21 protein-coding genes are annotated in these 21,179 nt (G+C 64.3%); 8 read left to right on the top strand and 13 right to left on the bottom strand.

From position 1 onward, the window contains the following. The first annotated feature begins 86 nt into the window (after positions 1-86). Positions 87-707 carry a YdeI/OmpD-associated family protein gene (locus BH682_RS17075; RefSeq protein WP_065456320.1) on the top strand — a complete coding sequence of 207 codons (621 nt, stop codon included), beginning with the start codon at positions 87-89 and terminating at the stop codon, positions 705-707. A gap of 144 nt (positions 708-851) precedes the next feature. Here BH682_RS17075 and glnA read toward each other — a convergent pair whose 3' ends face one another. Beyond that, a complete protein-coding gene (gene glnA / locus BH682_RS17070) occupies positions 852-2,288 on the bottom strand; it encodes a type I glutamate--ammonia ligase (protein WP_003941609.1) in 1,437 nt (478 codons plus the stop codon). A 213-nt stretch (positions 2,289-2,501) separates the two neighbouring features. Between glnA and BH682_RS17065 the strand changes: the two genes are divergently transcribed. After that, complete coding sequence (locus BH682_RS17065; protein ID WP_003941579.1) at positions 2,502-2,975, top strand: RDD family protein; 474 nt, start codon at positions 2,502-2,504, stop codon at positions 2,973-2,975. 71 nt (positions 2,976-3,046) lie between these two features. On the opposite strand, the gene BH682_RS17060 is transcribed toward BH682_RS17065, so the two are convergent. The 5 genes from BH682_RS17060 to sucB form a co-directional block, all read right to left on the bottom strand. After that, a complete protein-coding gene (locus BH682_RS17060; RefSeq protein ID WP_003941625.1) occupies positions 3,047-3,802 on the bottom strand; it encodes a DUF4191 domain-containing protein in 756 nt (251 codons plus the stop codon). Between the two features lie 76 nt (positions 3,803-3,878). Further along, on the bottom strand, positions 3,879-4,889 hold the full coding sequence (lipA, locus tag BH682_RS17055) for a lipoyl synthase (protein WP_003941610.1): 1,011 nt from the start codon (positions 4,887-4,889) through the stop codon (positions 3,879-3,881). 51 nt (positions 4,890-4,940) lie between these two features. After that, positions 4,941-5,702: a lipoyl(octanoyl) transferase LipB gene (gene lipB, locus BH682_RS17050; RefSeq protein WP_007730040.1), complete on the bottom strand. Its 762-nt coding sequence runs from the start codon at positions 5,700-5,702 to the stop codon at positions 4,941-4,943. Positions 5,703-5,731: 29 nt separating this feature from the next. Further along, positions 5,732-6,619, bottom strand: a complete 888-nt coding sequence (locus BH682_RS17045; RefSeq protein WP_030537054.1) for a TIGR01777 family oxidoreductase — start codon at positions 6,617-6,619, stop codon at positions 5,732-5,734. Positions 6,620-6,739: 120 nt separating this feature from the next. Next, the gene (sucB, locus tag BH682_RS17040; RefSeq protein WP_075835335.1) at positions 6,740-8,488 is read right to left on the bottom strand and encodes a 2-oxoglutarate dehydrogenase, E2 component, dihydrolipoamide succinyltransferase; all 1,749 of its coding nucleotides are present in this window, start codon (positions 8,486-8,488) and stop codon (positions 6,740-6,742) included. A gap of 364 nt (positions 8,489-8,852) precedes the next feature. Here sucB and BH682_RS17035 point away from each other — a divergent pair, with 364 nt between their 5' ends. Then, positions 8,853-9,203, top strand: coding sequence for a hypothetical protein (locus BH682_RS17035; protein ID WP_003941713.1), 351 nt, complete (start codon positions 8,853-8,855; stop codon positions 9,201-9,203). A 55-nt stretch (positions 9,204-9,258) separates the two neighbouring features. Here BH682_RS17035 and BH682_RS17030 read toward each other — a convergent pair whose 3' ends face one another. After that, positions 9,259-10,776 (bottom strand): leucyl aminopeptidase, encoded by a 1,518-nt coding sequence (locus BH682_RS17030; protein ID WP_007730044.1) that lies wholly within the window; start codon positions 10,774-10,776, stop codon positions 9,259-9,261. 158 nt (positions 10,777-10,934) lie between these two features. Here BH682_RS17030 and gcvT point away from each other — a divergent pair, with 158 nt between their 5' ends. Together gcvT and BH682_RS17020 are read left to right on the top strand one after the other, a co-directional pair. Next, positions 10,935-12,035 carry a glycine cleavage system aminomethyltransferase GcvT gene (gene gcvT / locus BH682_RS17025; protein ID WP_003941726.1) on the top strand — a complete coding sequence of 367 codons (1,101 nt, stop codon included), beginning with the start codon at positions 10,935-10,937 and terminating at the stop codon, positions 12,033-12,035. Positions 12,036-12,067: 32 nt separating this feature from the next. Next, positions 12,068-13,171 (top strand): branched-chain amino acid aminotransferase, encoded by a 1,104-nt coding sequence (locus tag BH682_RS17020; protein ID WP_003941766.1) that lies wholly within the window; start codon positions 12,068-12,070, stop codon positions 13,169-13,171. Here the strand turns inward: BH682_RS17020 and BH682_RS17015 are convergent. The 6 genes from BH682_RS17015 to BH682_RS16990 all read right to left on the bottom strand — a co-directional run bounded on the left by BH682_RS17015 (position 13,165) and on the right by BH682_RS16990 (position 18,279). Next, positions 13,165-13,986, bottom strand: coding sequence for a dienelactone hydrolase family protein (locus BH682_RS17015; RefSeq protein ID WP_083954683.1), 822 nt, complete (start codon positions 13,984-13,986; stop codon positions 13,165-13,167). The two genes, BH682_RS17020 and BH682_RS17015, sit on opposite strands and share 7 nt — an antisense overlap. A gap of 123 nt (positions 13,987-14,109) precedes the next feature. Beyond that, positions 14,110-15,084: a GlxA family transcriptional regulator gene (locus tag BH682_RS17010; protein WP_019748916.1), complete on the bottom strand. Its 975-nt coding sequence runs from the start codon at positions 15,082-15,084 to the stop codon at positions 14,110-14,112. A 9-nt stretch (positions 15,085-15,093) separates the two neighbouring features. After that, positions 15,094-15,861: an adenosylcobinamide-GDP ribazoletransferase gene (locus BH682_RS17005; RefSeq protein ID WP_083954682.1), complete on the bottom strand. Its 768-nt coding sequence runs from the start codon at positions 15,859-15,861 to the stop codon at positions 15,094-15,096. A gap of 2 nt (positions 15,862-15,863) precedes the next feature. Next, the gene (gene cobT / locus BH682_RS17000) at positions 15,864-17,009 is read right to left on the bottom strand and encodes a nicotinate-nucleotide--dimethylbenzimidazole phosphoribosyltransferase (RefSeq protein WP_075835331.1); all 1,146 of its coding nucleotides are present in this window, start codon (positions 17,007-17,009) and stop codon (positions 15,864-15,866) included. Positions 17,010-17,032: 23 nt separating this feature from the next. Next, entirely contained in the window at positions 17,033-17,620 is a 588-nt protein-coding gene (gene cobU / locus BH682_RS16995) for a bifunctional adenosylcobinamide kinase/adenosylcobinamide-phosphate guanylyltransferase (protein ID WP_019748913.1), read from the bottom strand. 2 nt (positions 17,621-17,622) lie between these two features. Beyond that, positions 17,623-18,279 carry a DUF3043 domain-containing protein gene (locus BH682_RS16990; RefSeq protein WP_007730051.1) on the bottom strand — a complete coding sequence of 219 codons (657 nt, stop codon included), beginning with the start codon at positions 18,277-18,279 and terminating at the stop codon, positions 17,623-17,625. A 134-nt stretch (positions 18,280-18,413) separates the two neighbouring features. Between BH682_RS16990 and BH682_RS16985 the strand changes: the two genes are divergently transcribed. The 3 genes from BH682_RS16985 to BH682_RS16975 all read left to right on the top strand — a co-directional run bounded on the left by BH682_RS16985 (position 18,414) and on the right by BH682_RS16975 (position 21,156). Further along, positions 18,414-19,481 (top strand): glycerate kinase family protein, encoded by a 1,068-nt coding sequence (locus BH682_RS16985; RefSeq protein WP_075833451.1) that lies wholly within the window; start codon positions 18,414-18,416, stop codon positions 19,479-19,481. 150 nt (positions 19,482-19,631) lie between these two features. Next, complete coding sequence (locus tag BH682_RS16980; protein WP_007730053.1) at positions 19,632-19,982, top strand: HesB/IscA family protein; 351 nt, start codon at positions 19,632-19,634, stop codon at positions 19,980-19,982. A 196-nt stretch (positions 19,983-20,178) separates the two neighbouring features. Beyond that, positions 20,179-21,156 carry a carbohydrate kinase family protein gene (locus BH682_RS16975; RefSeq protein WP_003941700.1) on the top strand — a complete coding sequence of 326 codons (978 nt, stop codon included), beginning with the start codon at positions 20,179-20,181 and terminating at the stop codon, positions 21,154-21,156. Positions 21,157-21,179: the final 23 nt, after the last annotated feature.

Raw genomic sequence — 21,179 nt, 5'->3', positions numbered from 1 at the left:
TCCAAGTTGCCGCGGGGACGTGTTCCCTGCGCAGGCCCCTCGTCTATCGAGACACGTATCCGATTCCCTCTAGGCTTGGAGAGTAAGTGACCGATTCGAAATCATCGCCGCCGGCTTCCGTCCACCCCCCGACGTGGAAGTTCGACTACCCGATCATCCACGCCGAGACTCGCGAACAGTGGCGAACTTGGTTGACGGACAATCACACGTCAGGCCGCGGAGTGTGGTTGTGCTCCTGGCGCACCACCACCAGCCGACCACGCTGCCCCTACCCTCAGGCCGTTGAGGAAGCGATCTGCTTTGGGTGGATCGATTCCACCAACACCGTCTTCGACGAAGAGCGCAATTTGCAACTGTTCACACCGCGGAGACGCAAGAGTTCCTGGACCCGACTCAACCGCGAACGCGCAGCTGATATGGAGGCGCGTGGCCTCATGACCGCTGCTGGTCGTGGTGCCATTGCTGCCGCGAAATCCACTGGTTGGTGGACGATTCTCGACCAAGTCGAAGACCTCGAGGAACCATCTGACTTGCAGGCGGCGCTGGACCTGGACACGCAAGCGCGAAGCAACTGGGACAGTTTTCCGCCCAGCGCCCGCAAACAGATGCTGTGGTGGATCGTCAGTGCCGCTCGAGACGCAACACGGGCAGGTCGAATCGCCCATATCGTCAACAATGCGGCCATCGGTCAACGTGCCCGCGGCTGATCCGCGATTCGACCGCGTCCGGTATGAAGGCCGGTCATCATCTGTCCGAGGGGTTTCCCTCGGACCGAAACAAGTCCACCCGCCCCGCAGAAGCGGGACGGGTGGACTCGGTACTCGCAGGTCTGACTTACGTCAGGATGCGGATCACACGTCGTAGTAGAGCTCGAACTCGTACGGGTGCGGACGCAGGTTGACCGGAGCGATTTCCTGCTCACGCTTGAGCGAGATCCAGGTCTCGATCAGGTCGGTGGTGAAGACGCCACCCTCGGTCAGGTACTCGTGATCGGCTTCGAGGCGGTTGATGACCGTCTCGAGGCTGGTCGGAGCCTGCGGGATGTTGCGAGCCTCCTCCGGGGGAAGCTCGTAGAGGTCCTTGTCGACCGGAGCCATCGGCTCGATCTTGTTCTTGATGCCGTCCAGGCCGGCCATCATCTGTGCAGCGAAGTTGAGGTACGGGTTACCCGAGGAGTCGGGTGCGCGGAACTCGAGACGCTTTGCCTTCGGGTTGTTCCCCGTGATCGGGATACGGACAGCTGCCGAGCGGTTGCGCTGGCTGTACACGAGGTTGATGGGGGCTTCGTAGCCCGGCACCAGACGGTGGTACGAGTTGATCGTCGGGTTGGTGAAGGCCAACAGCGACGGAGCGTGGTGCAGGATGCCGCCGATGTAGTGGCGAGCCATGTCCGAGAGGCCTGCGTAGCCGGACTCGTCGTGGAAGAGGGGCTTGCCGTCCTTCCACAGGGACTGGTGGACGTGCATGCCCGAGCCGTTGTCACCGAAGAGCGGCTTCGGCATGAAGGTTGCGGACTTGCCGTGCTGCCAGCAGGTGTTCTTGACGATGTACTTGAACAGCTGCAGGTCGTCAGCAGCTGCGAGCAGCGTGTTGAACTTGTAGTTGATCTCCTGCTGTCCGCCGGTGCCGACCTCGTGGTGGCCGCGCTCGAGCTCGAAGCCTGCGTTGGTCAGGTTGGTGGAGATTTCGTCGCGCAGGTCCACGTAGTGGTCGTACGGAGCGACGGGGAAGTAGCCACCCTTGGCGCGAACCTTGTAGCCGAGGTTCGGGGAGCCGTCGGCGTTGGTCTCTGCGCCGGTGTTCCAGGAACCGGAGATGGAATCCAATTCGTAGAAAGCGGAGTTCATGCCGGAGTCGTAGCGAACCGAGTCGAAGATGTAGAACTCGGCCTCGGCGCCGAAGAATGCGGTGTCCGCGATGCCGGTGCTGACCAAGTACTCCTCGGCCTTGCGGGCAACGTTGCGCGGGTCGCGGCTGTAGGACTCACGGGTGAACGGGTCGTGCACGAAGAAGTTGATGTTGAGGGTCTTCGCCTTGCGGAAGGGGTCGATCTGCGCCGTGGTGACGTCGGGAAGCAACATCATGTCGGACTCGTGGATCGACTGGAATCCGCGGACCGAAGATCCGTCGAATGCGAGGCCGTCCTCGAACACGTCCTGGTTGAAAGCAGACGCCGGGATCGAGAAGTGCTGCTGGACGCCGGGCAGGTCGCTGAACCGAATGTCGACGTACTCGATGTTCTCGTCCGCGATGTACTTGATGACCTCTTCGGCCGTGGTGAACGCCACGCTTGTGCTCCTTAAGTCGCTTCAGCCAAGTGATGTCGGTTGAATCCGTCGAGGCAGACGGTAGGGAGCTGGTGTTGCCCGCTCGTCAACCCTTTGTTTCGGCAGTGTTACGCGTCGCAGCATCCTGGGGATTTCCGAAGTCCATGTGACCGGCCACACAGTTAAAACCCGGCAAATCTGGACTACGGTGCTGCGACGCCTATCCTGGACAGCATGGCACGTATCACCGGAACTTGGCTCTCTGGGCCGCAAGCAGCTTTGCCGAAGAGCGCGGACGGCCGTGAGCAGTCGTACCGTGGCGAGCTCCTCGGTTTCCCTCAGGAGGGTCCGGGTTCGCTGGTCGGTTCGGGCCGTCGTATCGCGGCACTGTTGGTGGATTGGGTGATGGCTGTGGGAGTGGCCTCGCTCATCACCGGCGACTTCTTCGACGGTATGACCTCGACTGTCACGCTGATGGTGTGGTTCGCCGTCGGTGTCGTCACCGTGGCTCTGTTCAACTTCACCCCGGGGCAGTTCGTCCTCGGACTTCAGGTTGCGCGTATCGAAGGCCCGATCCGAGTGGGCTTCGTGCGCGCGCTCGGACGTCAGGCACTGCTTGTGTTCGTGATTCCCGCGACCATCACCGACATCGACGGTCGCGGTATGCAGGACCGCGCGACCGGCACTTTGCTCGTGAAATCGCGCTGACACAAACTTCTCGAACGAAGAAAGACCCGGGTCCGTATGGGCCCGGGTCTTTCGTTTGCTGTGGGGGAGTGTCAGCGACGACGAATGGTTCGCTGCATTCCCTTCATCTTCGCGCCTCCGGGCATCGGGCCCTTGGGAAGCGCTGCTCCGCCGCCGCGTGCGCTCAGTGCAGCGAGGCGACCCTCGATGTTGTCCATGCGCTTGGTGTCGATGTTGCGGGGCAACTTGTTCAAGTAGCGCTGGAGCTGCGAGAGCGGAACCTGGCCCTCGTCGTTTCCGATGATGATGTCGTAGATCGGGGTGTCGCCGATGAGGCGGGCAGTCTTCTTCTTCTCCTGCGCGAGGAGGCCCTTGACGCGTTGCGGCGAACCCTCGGCGACGAGGATGACACCCGGCCGTCCGACGACGCGGTGAACGGCATCGAGCTGGGTAGTGCCGGCGACGGCATTCGTGACGCGCCACGCACCCTGCATGTTGTCGAGCGCCCACGCAGCGGCACCGGCCTGACCTTCAGCCTTCTTGTACACCGATTTCTGGACGCGACGACCGAAGATGATGAAGGCGCCGAGGAGACCGAGAACGATGCCGATCGGCAGCAGGAACCACTGAAGGCCCCAGATGAGACCGACCAGGAAGAAGACCAGAGCCGCACCGACGAGGGTGCCGATCATCAGCGGCAGGAGGAGCTTGTCGTCCTTGCGCTGCATCTGGAATGCCTGCCAGAGCTGAGTTCTACGTTCCTTGGAAGCCTGCTTGCGGGCAGCCTTCGCTGCAGCCTTTGCCTCTTTGGTGGGTTTGCCCTTACCGGATTTGCTGCCGTTCGCCATGTACCCAGGATACGTCCATTGCTGTGCGCCTTTACTAACCGCCCGCGGTTAATAAAGGCGCACAGCAAAAAGTGGATCAGCGATTCAGGCGCGCCATGAGTGAGCTGGCTTCCTGGGAAGCGTCGCCGCCCTCGGTCAGATGACGCTGCGCCTCGGGAAGTTCACGGCCGTGATGTGCCATGGCCTGCGCATACAGGCGGCCGGCGCGGTACGACGAGCGAACCAACGGACCGGCCATGACGCCGGCGAAGCCCATCTCTTCTGCAGCCTTCGAGTGTGCGACGAACTCCTCGGGCTTGACCCACCGCTCGACGGGGTGGTGCCGGGGCGAGGGTCGAAGGTACTGGGTGATGGTGAGGATGTCGCAACCGGCGGCGTGGAGATCTGCCATCGCCTCGGTGACCTCTTCAGGGGTTTCGCCCATTCCGAGGATCAGGTTGGACTTGGTGACCAGTCCGTAGTCGCGTGCTGCGGTGATGACGTCGAGGCTGCGCTGGTACCGGAATGCCGGACGGATCCGCTTGAAGATGCGGGGGACGGTCTCGAGGTTGTGTGCGAGGACCTCGGGGCGTGAGGCGAAGACCTCGTCGAGCAGTTCGGGCTTGCCGTTGAAGTCCGGAACCAGGTTCTCGACGCCGGTGCCCGGGTTGAGTTCGTGGATCTTGCGGACGGTCTCGGCGTAGAGCCAGGCGCCGCCGTCGGGGAGGTCGTCGCGGGCGACGCCGGTGATCGTGGAGTATCGAAGGCCCATGGCCTGAACGCTTTCCGCGACGCGACGGGGCTCGTCGCGGTCGAGGGCTTCGGGCTTGCCGGTGTCGATCTGGCAGAAGTCGCAGCGGCGTGTGCACTGCTCACCGCCGATCAGGAACGTGGCTTCGCGGTCTTCCCAGCACTCGTAGATGTTGGGGCAGCCCGCTTCCTCGCAGACGGTGTGCAAACCTTCACGCTTGACCAGGCCCTTGAGCTCCGTGTACTCGGGGCCCATCTTTGCTCGGGTCTTGATCCAGTTGGGTTTGCGTTCGATGGGCGTCTCCGCGTTTCGGATCTCGAGACGGAGCAGCTTACGTCCTTCTGGGGCGATAGTCACGACAGTGATCCTACGCCCGGTGATTACTGCAACGGGGTTCGGGCGAGCCCGTCAGCTGTACTGAACGGTAGTAAAAGTCGGAGTAGGCGAGGCGCTTTCGAAGGTGACGCGCTCGACGTTCCGTTCGGTGACGGGCATGGTTCCGTCGAGAGCAGCGATCACTGCCTCGGTCACAGCGGGAGTGACTTCGTCCACGGTGACGTCGCGACCGAGTTCCTGCGACAGCGTCGTGACCCCGGCGTCACGGATGCCGCAGGGAATGATGTTGTCGAACCCGGTCAGGACCGAATTGCAGTTCAGGGAGAAGCCGTGCAGTGCCACGCCCCGTTGGACGCGCACGCCGATGGCTGAAACCTTGCGCTCGGGCTTCCATTGCCCGTTTGCGAGTTCGGCGGGCAGCCAGACGCCGGAGCGGCCGTCGATGCGCCCGCAGTTCAGGCCGAGGTCCGTGCACACCGTGATCAGTGCTTCCTCGATGCGTCGGACATACCGCACCACGTCGATGGGCTCCGCCAGTTTCACGATCGGATATCCCACCAGCTGGCCGGGGCCGTGCCAGGTGATCTTCCCGCCGCGGTCGACGTCGATGACAGGCGTGCCGTCGACGGGTCGATCTTCGGGTTCCGTGCGTCGTCCTGCCGTGTACACCGGCGGGTGTTCGAGGAGCAGTAGCGTGTCCGGTCCGATGTCGTCCGCCCGCGCAGCCGCGAGCTCACGCTGGCGGTCCCACGCGGCGTTGTAGTCGATCGAACCGAGTTGTTCGACGGCGATCGGCAGTTTCGAGAACCGGGCGGAAACGGCAGCGCTGCTCATGGACGTAGAGATTACGCCCGACTTCGGAATCAACCGAGTGCGGCCGCCAGCGCTTCGCCGATCGTGTTGTGGCGGAAAGAGAATCCCGCCCTTTCCAAAGCTGCGGGAATGGCGCGCTGGCCACCGAGGATGCCGCTCTTGGCGAATTCTCCGATCAACGCTTCGAGTGCGAACCCGGGAACGATCCAGGGAGCCGGTCGGTGGACCGCACGGGACATGGCGTCATTGAACTGGGCATTGGTGACAGGGGCCGGACCGGTCAGGTTGACGGGACCGGAGAGTTCGGAATTCGTGAGCGCGAACTTGATCGCGTCGCACTCGTCCTCGAGTGAGATCCACGGAAAGTACTGGCGACCGTTGCCCAGTCGCCCGCCGAGGCCGAACGAATAAAGGCGCCGAAGCCGACCGAGCATGCCCCCATGAGGTGAAATCACGACGCCGGACCGCAGATTGACGACGCGGGCACCCGCCGCACGCGCCGGTTCGGTGGCAAGTTCCCAATCGCGACACGTCGTGGCGAGAAAGTCTGTGCCTGCCGGCGAATCCTCGTCGACGATCTTGTCGCCGGTGTCGCCGTAATAGCCGACGGCGCTCGCGTTGGCGAGGACGGGAACCTTCTGACTCGCGACCGCTTCGGCCAAGACGTCGGTCGCGACGATGCGGCTGTCACGGATCGCTTGCTTGTAGGAACCCGACCACCGTTTGTCGCCGATGCCGACGCCGCAGAGGTTCACGACGGCGTCGGCGCCCTGCAGGACGGAGAGGTCCAGACGGTCGTGGTCCGGGTCCCAACGTGATTCGTCGGGGCCGGCGGTCGAGCGTCGCACCAGACGCACCACGTCGTGGTTGTCGGAGCGCAACGATGACACCAAGGCCGTTCCGATCAAACCGGACGAGCCGGCGATGACTACTCGCATTCGGAAAGCCTCCTTCGATTCAGCGTGCTTCGATATCCGAACGTATATCTCCGACCGTACTGAAAAAGCCGGGGCGCCACCTCCTGATGGAGATGACGCCCCGGCCGGCCGAGCAGTTGCTTACAGGCCCAGATCAGCTTCGAACGAGGCTTCTTCCAACCGCTGCTTCACAGTGGTGAGGAATCGGCCGGCGTCGGCGCCGTCGACCAGACGGTGATCGTAGGTCAGCGGCAAGTAGATCATCGAGCGAACGCCGATGGACTCGTTGCCGTTCTCGTCGGTGACCACCATCGGGCGCTTGACGATCGCGCCGGTTCCGAGCATGGCCGCCTGCGGCGGTACCAGGATCGGGGTGTCGAACAGCGCGCCCTGGCTGCCGATGTTGGTGATGGTGAAGGTGCCACCCGAGAGCTCATCCGGCTTCAGGCCACCCGAGCGTGCACGCTTGGCGATGTCGGCGATGGCGCGGGCCAAGCCGGCCAGGCCGAGATCGCCGGCGTTGTGGATGACGGGGGAGAGCAAGCCCTGATCGGTGTCCACTGCGATGCCGAGGTGCTCAGCGTCGTAGTAGGTGATCTGCTTGGCAGCCTCGTCGTAGCTGGCGTTGATGTTCGGGTGCGACTTCAGCGCCTCGACGACTGCCTTGGCGAAGAACGGAAGGAACGTCAGGTTGACGCCTTCGCGCTCGATGAAGCCGGCCTTGGCACGGGCCCGCAGGGCGACGATCTTGGTGACGTCCACCTCGAAGGTCTGCGTGAGCTGAGCGGTGTTCTGCAGCGACTCACGTGTCTTGGTGGCCGTGATCTGCCGAATACGGTTGGCCTTCTGCGTGGTTCCACGCAGGTGTGCCAGTTCGGGTCGGACGCCTGCGGCTGCGGTGGCGGCCGGTGCGGCCGCGGGTGCTGCAGCAGCAGGAGCGGCGGCGGGAGCCTTCTTGGCCTCCGCAGCGGCGAGCACATCCTGCTTGCGGATGCGGCCGCCGACGCCGGTGCCGGTGACGGTCGCGAGGTCGACGCCGTTGTCCGTGGCGAGCTTGCGCACGAGCGGGGTGACGTACGGGCTGCTGTCACCGGAAGCTGCGGGTGCGGCCGCCGGTGCGGGAGCCGCAGCAGGCTTCGGAGCGGGTGCGGCCGGTGCGGCAGCAGGCTTGGGTGCCTCGGCCTTGGGTGCCTCAGCCTTCGGTGCTTCAGCCTTGGGGGCAGGGGGTGCGGCCGGTGCTGCGGGAGCGGCCTTGGGTGCCGGAGCCGCGGCGGGTGCGCCGGAGCCGACGACGGCCAGCTGGCCACCGATCTCGACGGTGTCGTCTTCCTGCGCATTGATCTCGAGCAGGATTCCGGCGACGGGGGACGGGATCTCTGTGTCGACCTTGTCGGTCGAGACTTCGAGCAGCGCCTCGTCGACGGCAACCTCGTCGCCGACAGCCTTGAGCCAACGGGTGACGGTGCCTTCGGTGACGGACTCGCCGAGGGCGGGCATCGTCACGGCGGTACCTTCAGCGGAACCGCTCGAAGCGGCGGGTGCCTCGGCAGCGGGAGCTTCTTCAGCGGGAGCTTCGGCAGCCGGCGCTTCCTCGGCGGGAGCTTCCTCGGCGGCGGGGGCGGGTGCCTCTGCCGCGGGTGCTGCGGCTTCGCCGGCTTCACCGATCTGGGCGAGCTCGCCACCGATTTCCACGGTGTCGTCTTCCTGCGCGACGATCTTGGTCAGGACGCCGGCGACGGGAGACGGAATCTCGGTGTCGACCTTGTCCGTGGAGACTTCGAGCAAGGGTTCGTCGACTTCGACCGTGTCTCCTTCCTGCTTGAGCCACCGTGTGACAGTTCCCTCGGTGACGCTCTCACCTAGGGCTGGCATCTGGACGGAGAAGGCCATGTCTTTTGACTCCTCGACAGTTGTGTTCGGGTTGTTGAATTTTGTCGACTTGTGGTCGTAATGCATTGTGCTCGAGTGGCGCGCGACGTGCGGCTACTTGTAGCTATTTTGCCGATGTCGACGCGCGGGCGCGGCGTCACCGTCGTTCATCTTTCCATTGATACGCCGGGCGTGTCCGATGAGGGGGATGCCGTCCGTTTCGGGTGTGTCGGCTACTGGCGAGTAGGTATGCGTCGGGGGTCCGGCTGTAACGTCGTAAGCGGACCAAACGGTATGTCGTGCGCAGGCACAACGGACATCGCCTGGCAAACTTGACATATCGCCGGGGTGCATCCGCGGCGTCGGTACCGAGGAGGGTACGACCGTGGGACTGTTCGATCGTTTCAAGCGTCCGCCGAGTGCGGCTCAGGCCGCAGCGCAAAGTGATGCGGATCATCTGGCGAATTGGGCGCACTCGCACGAAGGCGTCGAAGCCTATGTGGAACCGCAGACGACGGTGACCGAGGTGACCGTCGTCCTGGTTGCGAAGGACGGGGAGTGGACTCGTCGTCGTGTCGGCGGCGAACGTGGCGCCCGCAAATTGGGACAAGACTTGAAGATCCCGGTCTACGACGTCCGCAAGACGGGATATCCGCAGCGTATGCGCGATCACGACGAACGTAAGCGAATCGAACGCAAGCGGGCCCGAGAGCAGGAATTGCGCGACGGCGCCTGAACTGCTGTGCGCCTTTATTAACCGCGGGGGGTTAATAAAGGCGCACAGCAAGGGGTCAGCCGTTGACCGCGATGTCCTCCAGGACCGAGATCATCGTGCGAACGGGAACGCCGGTACCGCCCTTGCCGGTGTAACCCCACGGCCCTGACGTGTTGTAGGCCGGCCCCGCGACGTCGATGTGCGCCCACTGGACACCCTCGGGAACGAATTCCTTGAGGTAGTGAGCTGCGACCAGCATGCCGCCCCAGCGGTGCGGGGTGACATTGGCCATGTCGGCGACCTTGGAGTCGAGATCTCCGCGCAATTCCTCCGGCAGCGGCATGGCCCAGCCGTTCTCGCCGACGCTCTGCGAGATGGAGGCGACGCGGTCACGGAACTCGTCGGTGCCCATGACTCCGGGGGTGCGGTTGCCGAGCGCGACCATCTGCGCACCGGTGAGGGTGGCGGTGTCGATCATGTAGTCGGGATTGTCCTCACCCGCGCGAACCATCGCGTCGGCAAGAATCAAACGGCCCTCGGCGTCGGTGTTGACGACCTCGATGGTGATTCCGCCGTACTGGGTCAGCACGTCGCCGGGACGCTGGGCGGTCGCGGACGGCATGTTCTCGGCCATCGGTACGTATGCGACGACGTTGACGGGCAGGCCGAGCTTGGCGGCAAGCACGACGGTGGAGATGACGGCTGCGGCGCCGCCCATGTCCGAGGTCATGTTCTCCATACCGGCGGCGGGCTTGATGGAGATTCCGCCGGTGTCGAAGGTGATGCCCTTACCCACCAGTGCGACCTTGCGGGCACCACGCTTCTTCGACGCGTATTCGAGGCGGACGAGACGCGGCTGGCGTGACGAGCCCTTGCCGACGCCGATGATTCCGCCGTAGCCACCCTTCTCGAGTGCCTTCTCGTCGAGAACCTGGACGGTGAGCCCGGCCTCGACGCCCAGTGCCTTCGCGCGCGCGGCGAACTCGGCGGGGTAGAGGTGGCTCGGGGGAGTGTTGACGAACTCGCGTGCGGTGGCGACGGCCTCGGCGATGGCAGCCGACCGTGCCAGCGTCGCTTTGGTCTCCTTCGTGCGCGGCGACGGCACCAGCAGTTCGACGCGGGCCAGTGGCTGCGAATCGGGACCGGGAGCCGTCATGGACGACTTGAATTCGGTGAAGCTGTACGCGCCCAACGCAAATCCCTCGGCGGCTGCACCGAGGTCGAGGATCGAGAGCGTGGTTGCGACGGTGTCGATGCCGGACAACGAGCGAGCTGCGGCGCCGGCGGACTTACGGATCTGCTCGCTGCCGAGCTTGTCGGCAGAGCCGAGTCCGACGGCGAGAACGCTGGTGACCGACAGTTCGCTCGGTGCCGGGACACGAGTGAGCTGCTCGGGCTTGCCCGTGGCGCCGACGGCGATGAGGCTGTCGAGGATCTCGGCGAGTACGTCTTCGGCGACGATGCCTTCGCTGAGTGCGATTTCGGGGCCGTCCGGACCCGACGTCAGACCGACGACCAGTATCTCTGCGCGCTTGGCGACTGTGCCGGCGAGAACGAGGTCGGGTCCCAACGATCGGGCTGTGCGAGTGCTCAAGGTGTCTCCTGTGAGGTGAGTGTGCGATGCGTCCGGTTCTGGCGGATGCCTGAGTCGATGTTAGGCCCTTTGCAGTTTGCGGACGGGCGATCGTCACGGCCGGGTGAGCTCTCGCTGCGGACATGTTTCGATCGGCGAAGTCCGATAGGTTGTGGGCCATGACCGACGAACAACTGTTGCAGGGCCCGATCCACCCCGTCCACGTCGAACTCGGCGCGACGTTCGCGCCGTTCGGGGGGTGGCAGATGCCGGTTTCGTACGCCGGCGTCGTGGCCGAACACACCTCTGTGCGTGAGAATGTCGGACTCTTCGACGTCAGTCACCTCGGCAAGGCCGTCGTGCGTGGCGCGGGCGCCGCGGAATTCGTGAACTCCGCACTGACCAACGATTTGAACAAGATCGGGCCGGGTAAGGCTCAGTACACGTTGTGCTGCAACGAGTCCGGTGGTGTCATCGACGACCTCATTGCGTACTACGTCAGCGACGACGAAATCTTCCTCGTCCCGAACGCAGCCAATACCGCGGACGTCGTTGCGGCTCTGGTCGCCCTCGCACCGGACGGAATCACCGTCGAGGATCAGCATCGTGCCTACGGTGTGCTGGCTGTGCAGGGTCCGAAATCGGTGGCGGTTCTGACCGCTCTGGGACTTCCCACCGAGATCGAGTACATGGCGTACGAAGATGCGGAATGGAACGGCGTGCCTGTTCGTGTGTGCCGCAGCGGTTACACCGGTGAGGTCGGCTACGAACTCCTGCCGCGGTGGGAGGACAGCGAGCCGTTGTTCCGCGCGCTTCTCGAGGCAGTGCGCGCCGAGGGTGGGCAGGCCGCCGGACTCGGCGCCCGTGACACTCTTCGTACCGAGATGGGGTATCCGCTGCACGGGCATGAGCTTTCGCTCGAGATTTCTCCGCTCGAAGCGCGCTGCGGATGGGCGATCGGTTGGAAGAAGCCGACATTCTGGGGCAAAGAGACCTTGACCGACGAGAAGGCTGCCGGCCCGGCTCGCAAACTCTGGGGGATCAAGGCTCTCGATCGCGGCGTGCTTCGTGCCGGCCTCGGTGTTCTGCGTGACGGCGAGGCAATCGGCGAGACCACCTCGGGGACGTTTTCGCCCTCGCTCAAAGTGGGAATTGCGTTGGCGCTCCTCGATTCCGGTGCCAATGTCTCGGCCGGCGACGAGATCGAAGTCGACGTCCGTGGTCGTGCTCTTCGGTGCGTCGTGGTGTCTCCTCCGTTCGTGGAGACCAACACCAAGTAGAGAGCTTTTTCACGTTCGATAGGATTGCGCCCATGACAGGTGCCGCCGATTTCGTTCGTGTTCAGAGCTCGTCCCCGAAGTCCGACGCCGAGCGCCGTGACATTTTGGCGGCGCCCGGCTTCGGGCGGCACTTCACCGACCACATGGTCTCGATCGACTACACCGCGGGCAAGGGCTGGCACGACGCCCAGGTGTTGCCGTACGGAAACATCGAGCTCGATCCGGCCGCAATGGTTTTGCACTACGGACAGGCCATCTTCGAGGGCCTCAAGGCATACCGTCAGCCGGGTGGCGAGATCAGCTCGTTCCGCGTCGAGGCCAACGCCGAGCGTTTCGCGGCATCTGCGCGCCGTCTGGCCATGCCGGAGCTCCCGTCGCAGATGTTCATCGATTCCATCACCGAACTGATCGACGTCGATCTCGACTGGGTTCCCGCAGCCGGTGGCGAGGACGCGCTCTACCTCCGTCCGTTCATGTTCTCCACCGAAGCCGGACTCGGTGTCCGTCCCGCCGACGAGTACCGCTACCTGCTGATCGCCTCGCCTGCCGGTGCGTACTTCCCGCGCGGCGTCAAGCCGGTCAGTGTGTGGCTGTCCACCGAATACGTTCGCGCGGCCCCCGGTGGTACCGGCGCGGCCAAGTTCGCCGGCAACTACGCCGCTTCACTCCTCGCCCAGGCGCAAGCCGCCGACGAGGGTTGCGACCAGGTGGTCTGGCTCGACGCCATCGAGCGCACGTACGTCGAGGAAATGGGTGGAATGAACCTGTTCTTCGTCTTCGGCTCGGGCCCCGACGCTCGCCTCGTGACGCCGTCGCTGTCCGGTTCGTTGTTGCCAGGCATCACGCGCAACTCGTTGCTCGCCCTTGCCGCCGATTCCGGTTTCGCCGTCGAGGAGCGCAAGATCAGCACCGACGAATGGCGCACCAAGTGCAAGAGCGGTGAAATCACCGAGGTCTTCGCTTGCGGCACAGCAGCAGTCATCACCCCCGTCGGACGCGTCAAGTCCGCCGAGGGCGAGTTCACCATCGCCGACGGCGAGCCGGGTGAGGTGACGATGGCACTGCGCGACACCCTCACGGGTATCCAGCGCGGAACCTTCGCCGACACCCACGGCTGGATGACGAAACTTCACTGATCGCTGGTTCGTTCCGCGAGCAATCGCTCCCGGAAGAACTGCAGAATCTCGTCTCGTGCGACGGTGGTGGGCGATCCCGCCTCGTCGACGAGATGAGCCGTCACCACGCTGTGTGGATTGGCAATGACGTGTTCGAAGAACGGCGACGTTGTCGCGTTGGCCGCTTCGTTGGGTAGTACCTTCCCGACGAAGCGCTCGCCCAAGGCCTTCGAATAGGCGGCGAATCGTTGTGCGCGGCAGAACGAGTCACCTCGAAAGCGGTATGCAAGCACCGTGAGGTCTTCGGCCTCGAGTCTCGAGCGCACGGCTTCGAGTTCTTCGGGCCCGCTGTCGGTTTCGTCCGGTCGATCGAGCGGTAACGACGGTTGGGCGAGAACCGGCGCGATGACCGAGGGTTCGAGCATCATCGACAACGCGAAGTTACCGGTGAAGCACATTCCGATCACGCCGACGCCAGGTCCGCCGCTCTCCTCATGGGCGGAAGCGGCGAGTGAACGCAGCCAACGGACCGCCGGACTCGGTTCATCGGCAGCGAGGGCGCGGAATTCTGCACTGACGCAGGCTCTCTTGAATACCGTCAGCCCCTCGTTCACTGTGGGGACCGCGCCGTCGTGCCCGAACAGTGACGGAACGAAGACAGTGAAACCGGCGTCGCGCACCCAGCGGGCGAATCGCGCTACATGCGGGCTGATGCCCGGCATCTCCGGCATGACGATTACTGCGGGACCGGTGCCGGCCACGTACACGGACTTCGCCACTGCGTCGATGGTGATCGTTCGACGGTCGAAGTCTTCGAGCGGATCGTCTTCGGTCATGCTCCGGTTCGGCACGGTGAGCCCTCTCAGTAGTCGAAACAATTCCTCTGCACAGTCTTTCGGCGCGGGATCGACTACAGAAGAGGGCGGTTCGCCATGTTTTCGGGCGGGCTCGCCTCGCACCTATCCGGCGCCGCCGTTGCGGAATCGCTTTCGGTAGTCGGCCGGGCTGATGCCGACGCGGTCGGTGAACAGGCGACGGAAGGTTCCAGGATCCTGATAGCCGATGTGCCCCAGAATCTTTCCGAGAGGCCAGTCGGTCGATTCCAACAACCGTTTCGCTTTTCGGATCCGTGCACGCTGCAGATAACTGCGCGGCGATTCCCCGGTCTCGTCCTTGAACTTCCGAAGCATGGTTCGGGTGCTGAGGTGAAAAGCACTCGACAGCAGATCCAAGTCGTAAGGTTCCGCCATCCGTTCGACCAGCCACCTTCCGACGTCGTCGGCAAACTGTGTGTGTTTGGCGGGCAGCATCGAGTCCAGGATGTACGGAGCTTGACTGGTTCGGTTTTCGGGCGCCAGCGTAATTCTTGCGGTCGTACGCGCAATCTTGTCGCCGAGATGCTCGCGCACGAGTGCTGTTGCGAGGTCGAGCGCGGCGGTGAACGCAGCAGTGGTGGTGACGCCGTCGTCCTGGACGATCAACGAGTCGGTTCGAACCGTCGCACCGGGGTAACGACTCGCGAGGTCCGCACCGTACAGCCACGACGTCGTACATCGGCGTCCGTCGAGCAGTCCCGCCTCGCCCAGCAGATACGCGCCGACGCAGACCGACGACACCCGAACGCCGCGCGCCTCGCACGCACGGATGAACTCGATTTCTCTGTCCCACAGCGACAAACGCGTCGCAGGGTCTTCGGACGGCACGAGTTCGAACCCCGGCACAACCAGGTGATCGATGTCGTGATGCCCCTCCTGCACGCCGAGCGAAAATCCACCTGCCGCAACGACGGGCGTGCCGGACGCTGCGATGACCGATACCTCGAAGGGGTCGGCGGGCGCTCCATCAGCGACGCGATTGGCGATCAGGAGAAGGTCGGTGAAAACGAAGATCTCGGCCGCGAGGCAACCTTCGTACGCAAGGACACCTACTCGCACGACGTCGGATCACAGTCCGAGAGTGAGGCCGACGGCCGTAAGCGTCACAGTGAGTTCGAGTGCGAATCCGAGAACGTCTCCGTTGAGTCCGCCGAATCTACGGACGCAGTGACGCACGCACAGCACACTGATCACCAGCGCCGACGCGGTCACGAGAGGGCCGAGCCACCACCGGTCGGTGGCAAAGCCGGAAGCGGCGATCAGCGGAACCGACCACACGATTGCGGCCCACAACGGTTGTGAATCGGCGACGAGCGCACCGAATCCGCTCGGGCCAGACGCGAGAATACCTCGGCGGCAGGCAAAAACGACGGCCACACGACCCGCAGCGACAGATACGAGAACGGCGATCCACTGCGTGGGGGAGTCTGCAACAGCGAGGACGCCGAAGGAGACCGATTGCAGCCCAAGGAAGATGAACAGCGCCGCGACCCCGAACGGTCCGGCACCGCCGCTGTGCATGACCTCGCGGGCGCGCTCCGGTGGACCGTAACAACCCAGTCCGTCGACGGAGTCTGCCAGTCCGTCCACGTGCATCCCGCGTGTCCCGAGAGCGAGCGCACCTACCGTCAGCAAGCCTGCGAGATAGGGATTCAGGCCGACACTGGTTGTGCTCCAGAGCAGAAACGTCGCGGCAATGCCGAGAGCGATCCCGGTGAGCGGAGCTGCCGCGATGGCGCGACGGCCGGCAGTTCGGTCGATGTCGGAGGGACCACGAACCGGAAGGACCGTCAGCCACGAGAAGGCCAGTGGCACTCCGGACAGCGGGCCCGCCACGCTCACTCCGCCGTATCGGTCTTGGTCAGGTCGATCGACTCGGGTTCGTCGACAGGTGCGCTGCCCTGAGTGCTGACACCGGCTTCGGAGAATGTCGCCATCTTGCCCAGGATTGCCACTGCGCCCTGAAGAATCGGGAGCGCTGTGACTGCGCCTGAACCTTCACCGAGACGCATGTCGAACTCGACGATCGGGTCGAGACCCATGCGGGTCAATGCGATGGTGTGGGCGGGTTCGGTGGAGCGGTGTCCGGCGACCCACCATTCACGTGCGCCGAAAGCCAGTTCGTCGGCAACCATGGCGGCTGCGGTGACCACTACGCCGTCGAGGATCACCGGCGTGCGACGCGAAGCTGCCTGGGCCAGAAAGCCGGCCATCGCGGCGAGGTCGGCACCCGAAGACGTGCGCAGCAGCGCGACTGTGTCGCGAACGTGCGGACGGGCACGCCGGAGAGCGTCGCGAATCGCTGCGGTCTTGCGGATCCATCCGGCGTCGTCGATACCGGTACCTCGACCCACGACCGCGACGGGTTCACTGTCCGTGAGTGCGGCGATGAGTACGGTTGCGGGCGTCGTATTGCCGATGCCCATGTCGCCGGCGATGAGAAGATCTGCGCCCCCGTCGATTTCCTCGTCCGCGATCGCTCGGCCGGCGGCGATGGCCTGAAGGGTTTCCTCGTTCGACATGGCGTCTTCGCGGTCGATGGACCCGGAAGACCTGCGCACCTTGTGGTTCGAGACGGACGGATCGGTATCGCCGGCCACTGCGATGTCGACGACGCGTACCGTGGCGCCGGCAACCTCGGCGAGGACGTTGACTGCCGCGCCGCCCCCGAGGAAGTTGGCGACCATCTGTGCGGTCACTTCCGGCGGATAGGCGGAGACGCCGTTGCGGGCGATTCCGTGATCACCCGCGAACACGACGACGCGAGGCCGAGCGAAAGCGTGTGGGGGACAAACTCCTTGGCAGGCTGATGCCCAGCCGGCGAGAGCCTCCAGTCGGCCCAGCGAACCGGCCGGCTTGGTCAGATCACGCTGACGCGCATCGGCCTGCGCTCGCACCTCGCGGTCGGGCGGGGTGACGGGTTCGAAGTCGGCGCTACTGACTGGCGCGACGTCAGGGTTGGCATCTGGATTCGCCCCTGAAATGGCCCCTGGATTGGCCTCGGTACTCACATCGTGCCTTCCGGTTGTGCAGCAGTATCTTTCAAGATGAGCGGTAACCCTGCAACCACTAGTACGACACGATCGCACACCGCGGCGATACGAGCGTTGAGAGTGCCGATCTCGTCGCGGAACAATCGTCCGGACCGCGTCTCGGGGATGACGGCCAAACCCACTTCGGGGCTGACCAGCACCAGGTGTCCGCGGTAGTTCTCGACACTGGCGACCAGGCTGTCCGCCGCGGGCGTGACGGTGCCGCGCGGTGCGTCCCAGGCGCCTTGCCGATCGAGTTCCGCGGTCAGCCACGTTCCCAGATCGTCGACCAACGTCGCTGTGTGTGAATCGCTTTCGAGCTGCGCCGCGAGGTCACCGGCAGCTGCGGTTTCGACAGTCGACCAATGAGAAGGCCGTCTGTTGCGGTGCTGGTCGATCCGGCTCTCCCAGTCTGCGTCGGAGACATCACGTCTGGCTGTCGCCAGGTACCGGATCGGTGCCGAACTTTCGGGTAAGTGGCCTGCACAAACCAAATCCTCGGCGTGCGCGGACTTACCAGACCGCGCGCCGCCGAGGACTAAAGTTCTATACGTGTTCGTCACGCTCAGATTGCGTCGCCCGGCCCCACACGAGGCTTCGGTGCGCGCAGCTTACGGATCTGCGACGCGCGAACGAACGCGTACCAGCCGAGCTTGAATCCGCCGTCGGTGCTGTCGGGGAAGCGCTCGGCGACGCGGTTGTTGATCATGCGACCGAGCCAGATGCCTTCACCGACCATGAAGAGCATCATCACGAGCATTGCCAGCGTGACGATCTGCTGGAGCGCGGGCGTGACGAACATCGTCATGATGAGGATCAATGCGAGCGGCATGAACAGCCCGACGAGGTTGCGGCGAGCGTCGATGAAATCACGGACGTAGGCGCGAACCGGTCCCTTGTCGCGGGGGAGCAGGTACTTGTCCTCGCCGGCGAGCATGCGGGCGCGGCGGTCTGCCGACGATGCGCGACGCTCGGCGGCTTCGGCCTTGCGGTCCTCCTTGGAGCCGCGGGTCGCCTTACGGCGGGCGCGGGCTTCCTTCGCGGTCAGCGGGGCAGGGGCAACGGGGCCACGCCTCTTCGCCTCGGCGTCACGACGCTTGGGTGTGGGGCGGCCCTTGCCCACCTGCTCGATGGGCGCCTCTTCGGAGGCCGAGGATGCCTCAGTGCCCTCGACGTCACGTTTGTCGGAGTTGTCTGAGTCACCGCGGCGTAGCAATTTCACACCTCCAGGCTATTGGATAAGTGCACGGTCTGGGAAACCGACCTCGGTCTTTCTGAAAAACCCGATCGCCCGAGGCACTGAAACGCGCGAGATCGTGAAACATCGGGGTCATTCGGGACTCTTAGACTTCGGCTATGCGGGTAATAGTTGCTCCAGATTCGTTCGGTGAGACGTTGACGGCCGTCGAAGCGGCCGAATCCATTTCTGCCGGTTGGCGACGTGGCCGACCCGAAGACGACGTCGTCACCGCGCCACAATCCGACGGTGGTCCGGGATTCGTCGACGTCTTGGCCACGGCCGGGGGCGACATCCGGACTGCACGGGTGTCCGGGCCTTTGACCGCCGCCGTCGACGCCACGTGGCTGTTCGATTCGGACACGGCATACATCGAGTCCGCCGAGGCCGTCGGGCTCGGCCTGCTCGGAGGTCCGCCGACGCGGGACACTGCACTCTCCGCGCACAGTCTCGGTGTGGGAGAGCTGATCGCTGTCGCGCTCGAGGCAGGCGTGAAGACGGTTGTCGTCGGACTCGGTGGGAGTTGCTGCACCGACGGGGGACGTGGACTGGTGGAGGCGCTGGGCGGCCTGGAGGTTGCAGCGGCGGCTACGGCAGGCACTCAGTTGGTCGCCGCCACCGACGTAGAACACGTACTTCTCGGCGAGCACGGTGCGGCAGCGGTGTTCGGCCCGCAAAAGGGCGCCGACGCCGAAGCCGTCGCTGTCCTCGAAGCGCGGAACGCGAGATGGGCCGAACAGTTGGAGTCCGCCACCGGAAAACGAGTGTCGGATTTTCCGGGTGCCGGCGCCGCGGGTGGTATCGGTGCCGCGCTCTTTGCGCTCGGTGCACAGCGGCGATCCGGGGCCGACGTCGTCGCGGATCGCACCGGACAGGCCGCGCTACTGGCTTCCGCTGACCTGGTGATCACAGGCGAAGGCAAGTTCGACCACCAATCTCTGCGCGGCAAACTCGTCACAACGCTCGCTTCGGCGGGGGCAGCGCACGGCGTTCCGACGCTCGTCTTTGCCGGCCAGGTGACGCTCGACGAGGCGGACTATGCGTCGACCTCGATAGTCGCGGCGAAGTCGGTGACGGATTTCGCCGGGTCGGTGGAACGTGCGATGGAGGAAGCGTCGGCGTGTCTCGAGGGACTCGCCGAACACACGGCGCGCGAGTGGAACTTCTGGCGCGGCGTCCGGAGCTGAGGATCCACAAGCGTCGACGCGCCGTTGCCGTGTCGGGAAGACCGGATAGGATGAAGACGAATCGCACCCGGTAAAGGACTGGCGGGAATAAGTCGGCAGCGGCGTACCGTTGAAGCGTTCACGGGTTGGTACGAACATTAGGGAGAGCCCATGACTGTGCAGAACGAGACCGCCACCCACGGCGTCAAGATGACCGAGGCCGCGTCCGCCAAGGCGAAGGCACTCTTCGATCAGGAGGGTCGCGACGACCTCGCGCTGCGTATTGCAGTGCAGCCCGGCGGCTGTGCCGGACTGAAGTACCAGCTGTTCTTCGACGACCGCACGCTCGACGGTGACCTCACTGTCGACTTCAACGGCGTCAACCTGGTTGTCGACCGGATGAGCGCGCCGTACGTCGAAGGTGCGTCCATCGACTTCCTCGACACCATCGAGCAGCAGGGCTTCTCGATCGACAACCCCAATGCAACAGGCTCCTGCGCCTGCGGTGACTCGTTCAACTGAGTCTGTCGATCACAACTCAATTCACGAACAACTGACGCGGAACCGACATTCGGTTTCGCGTCAGTTGTTTGTGGTGACTCGTACGTAGACCGTTCCGATCCGACAGCTCGGGCGCCGATGACGGCGCTACGGGCGGTAACGTGAACTTTTGCTCCTCTTTCATTCTTGTACTCACTTCGCTGAAAGGCCACGATCCGTGACTATTGCGGTAACCGGTTCCATCGCCACCGACCACTTGATGCGCTTCCCCGGCCGCTTCGCCGATCAGCTCCTCGCCGATCAGCTCGCCCACGTTTCGCTGAGTTTCCTGGTCGACGATCTCGTGATTCGCCGCGGTGGTGTCGGCGGCAACATCGCTTACGCCATGGGCGTGCTCGGTGGGTCCCCGCTACTCGTCGGCGCAGTCGGTGCCGACTTCGCCGAGTACCGCACGTGGCTCGAGGACAACGGCGTCGACTGCAGCGCGGTCCGTATCTCGGACAAGGCACATACGGCGCGTTTCGTGTGCACCACCGACGAGGACATGGCGCAGATCGCGTCGTTCTACCCCGGTGCGATGAGCGAGGCTCGCGAGATCGAACTCGCGGCAGTGGCCAAGACTGCAGGCGCAGTCGAGTTGGTGCTGATCGGCGCCAACGACCCCGAGGCCATGGTTCGCCATACCGACGAATGCCGTCTGCTCGGGATTCCGTTCGCAGCGGATCCGTCGCAGCAGCTTGCCCGCCTGTCCGGTGACGAGGCCAAGGCGCTCATTCACGGCGCGAAGTACTTGTTCACCAACGAGTACGAGTGGGGTCTGCTTCAGCAGAAGACTGGTCTGAGCGAGGAAGAGATCCGCGCGCAGGTCGGCATCCGTGTCACCACCCTCGGCTCCAAGGGTGTGGAAATTGTTGACGCCGAAGGTAATTGGGTGCGCGTCGACGTAGTGCCCGAGACCGGCAAGGTGGATCCGACGGGCGTTGGCGACGGCTTCCGCGCCGGGTTCCTGCTCGCACACGGCGCCGGTCTGAGCTTCGAGCGTGCTGCACAGTTGGGATCTTTGGTCGCTGTGTTGATTCTCGAGACCGTGGGAACGCAGGAGTGGGTGTTCAATCGCGACGAGGCACTCAAGCGCCTTACCGACGCATACGGCAGCGCGGCAGCGGACGAGATCGCGACGATCCTGCCGAAGTAGGGCTCCGCCCCGTGAGTGGTTGA

The sequence above is a fragment of the Rhodococcus sp. YL-1 genome (assembly GCF_001942025.1).
Classification (GTDB): domain Bacteria; phylum Actinomycetota; class Actinomycetes; order Mycobacteriales; family Mycobacteriaceae; genus Rhodococcus_F; species Rhodococcus_F qingshengii.
The sequence above is the reverse complement of the archived record's forward strand: the minus strand, read 5'-3'. Positions and strand labels throughout refer to the sequence as shown.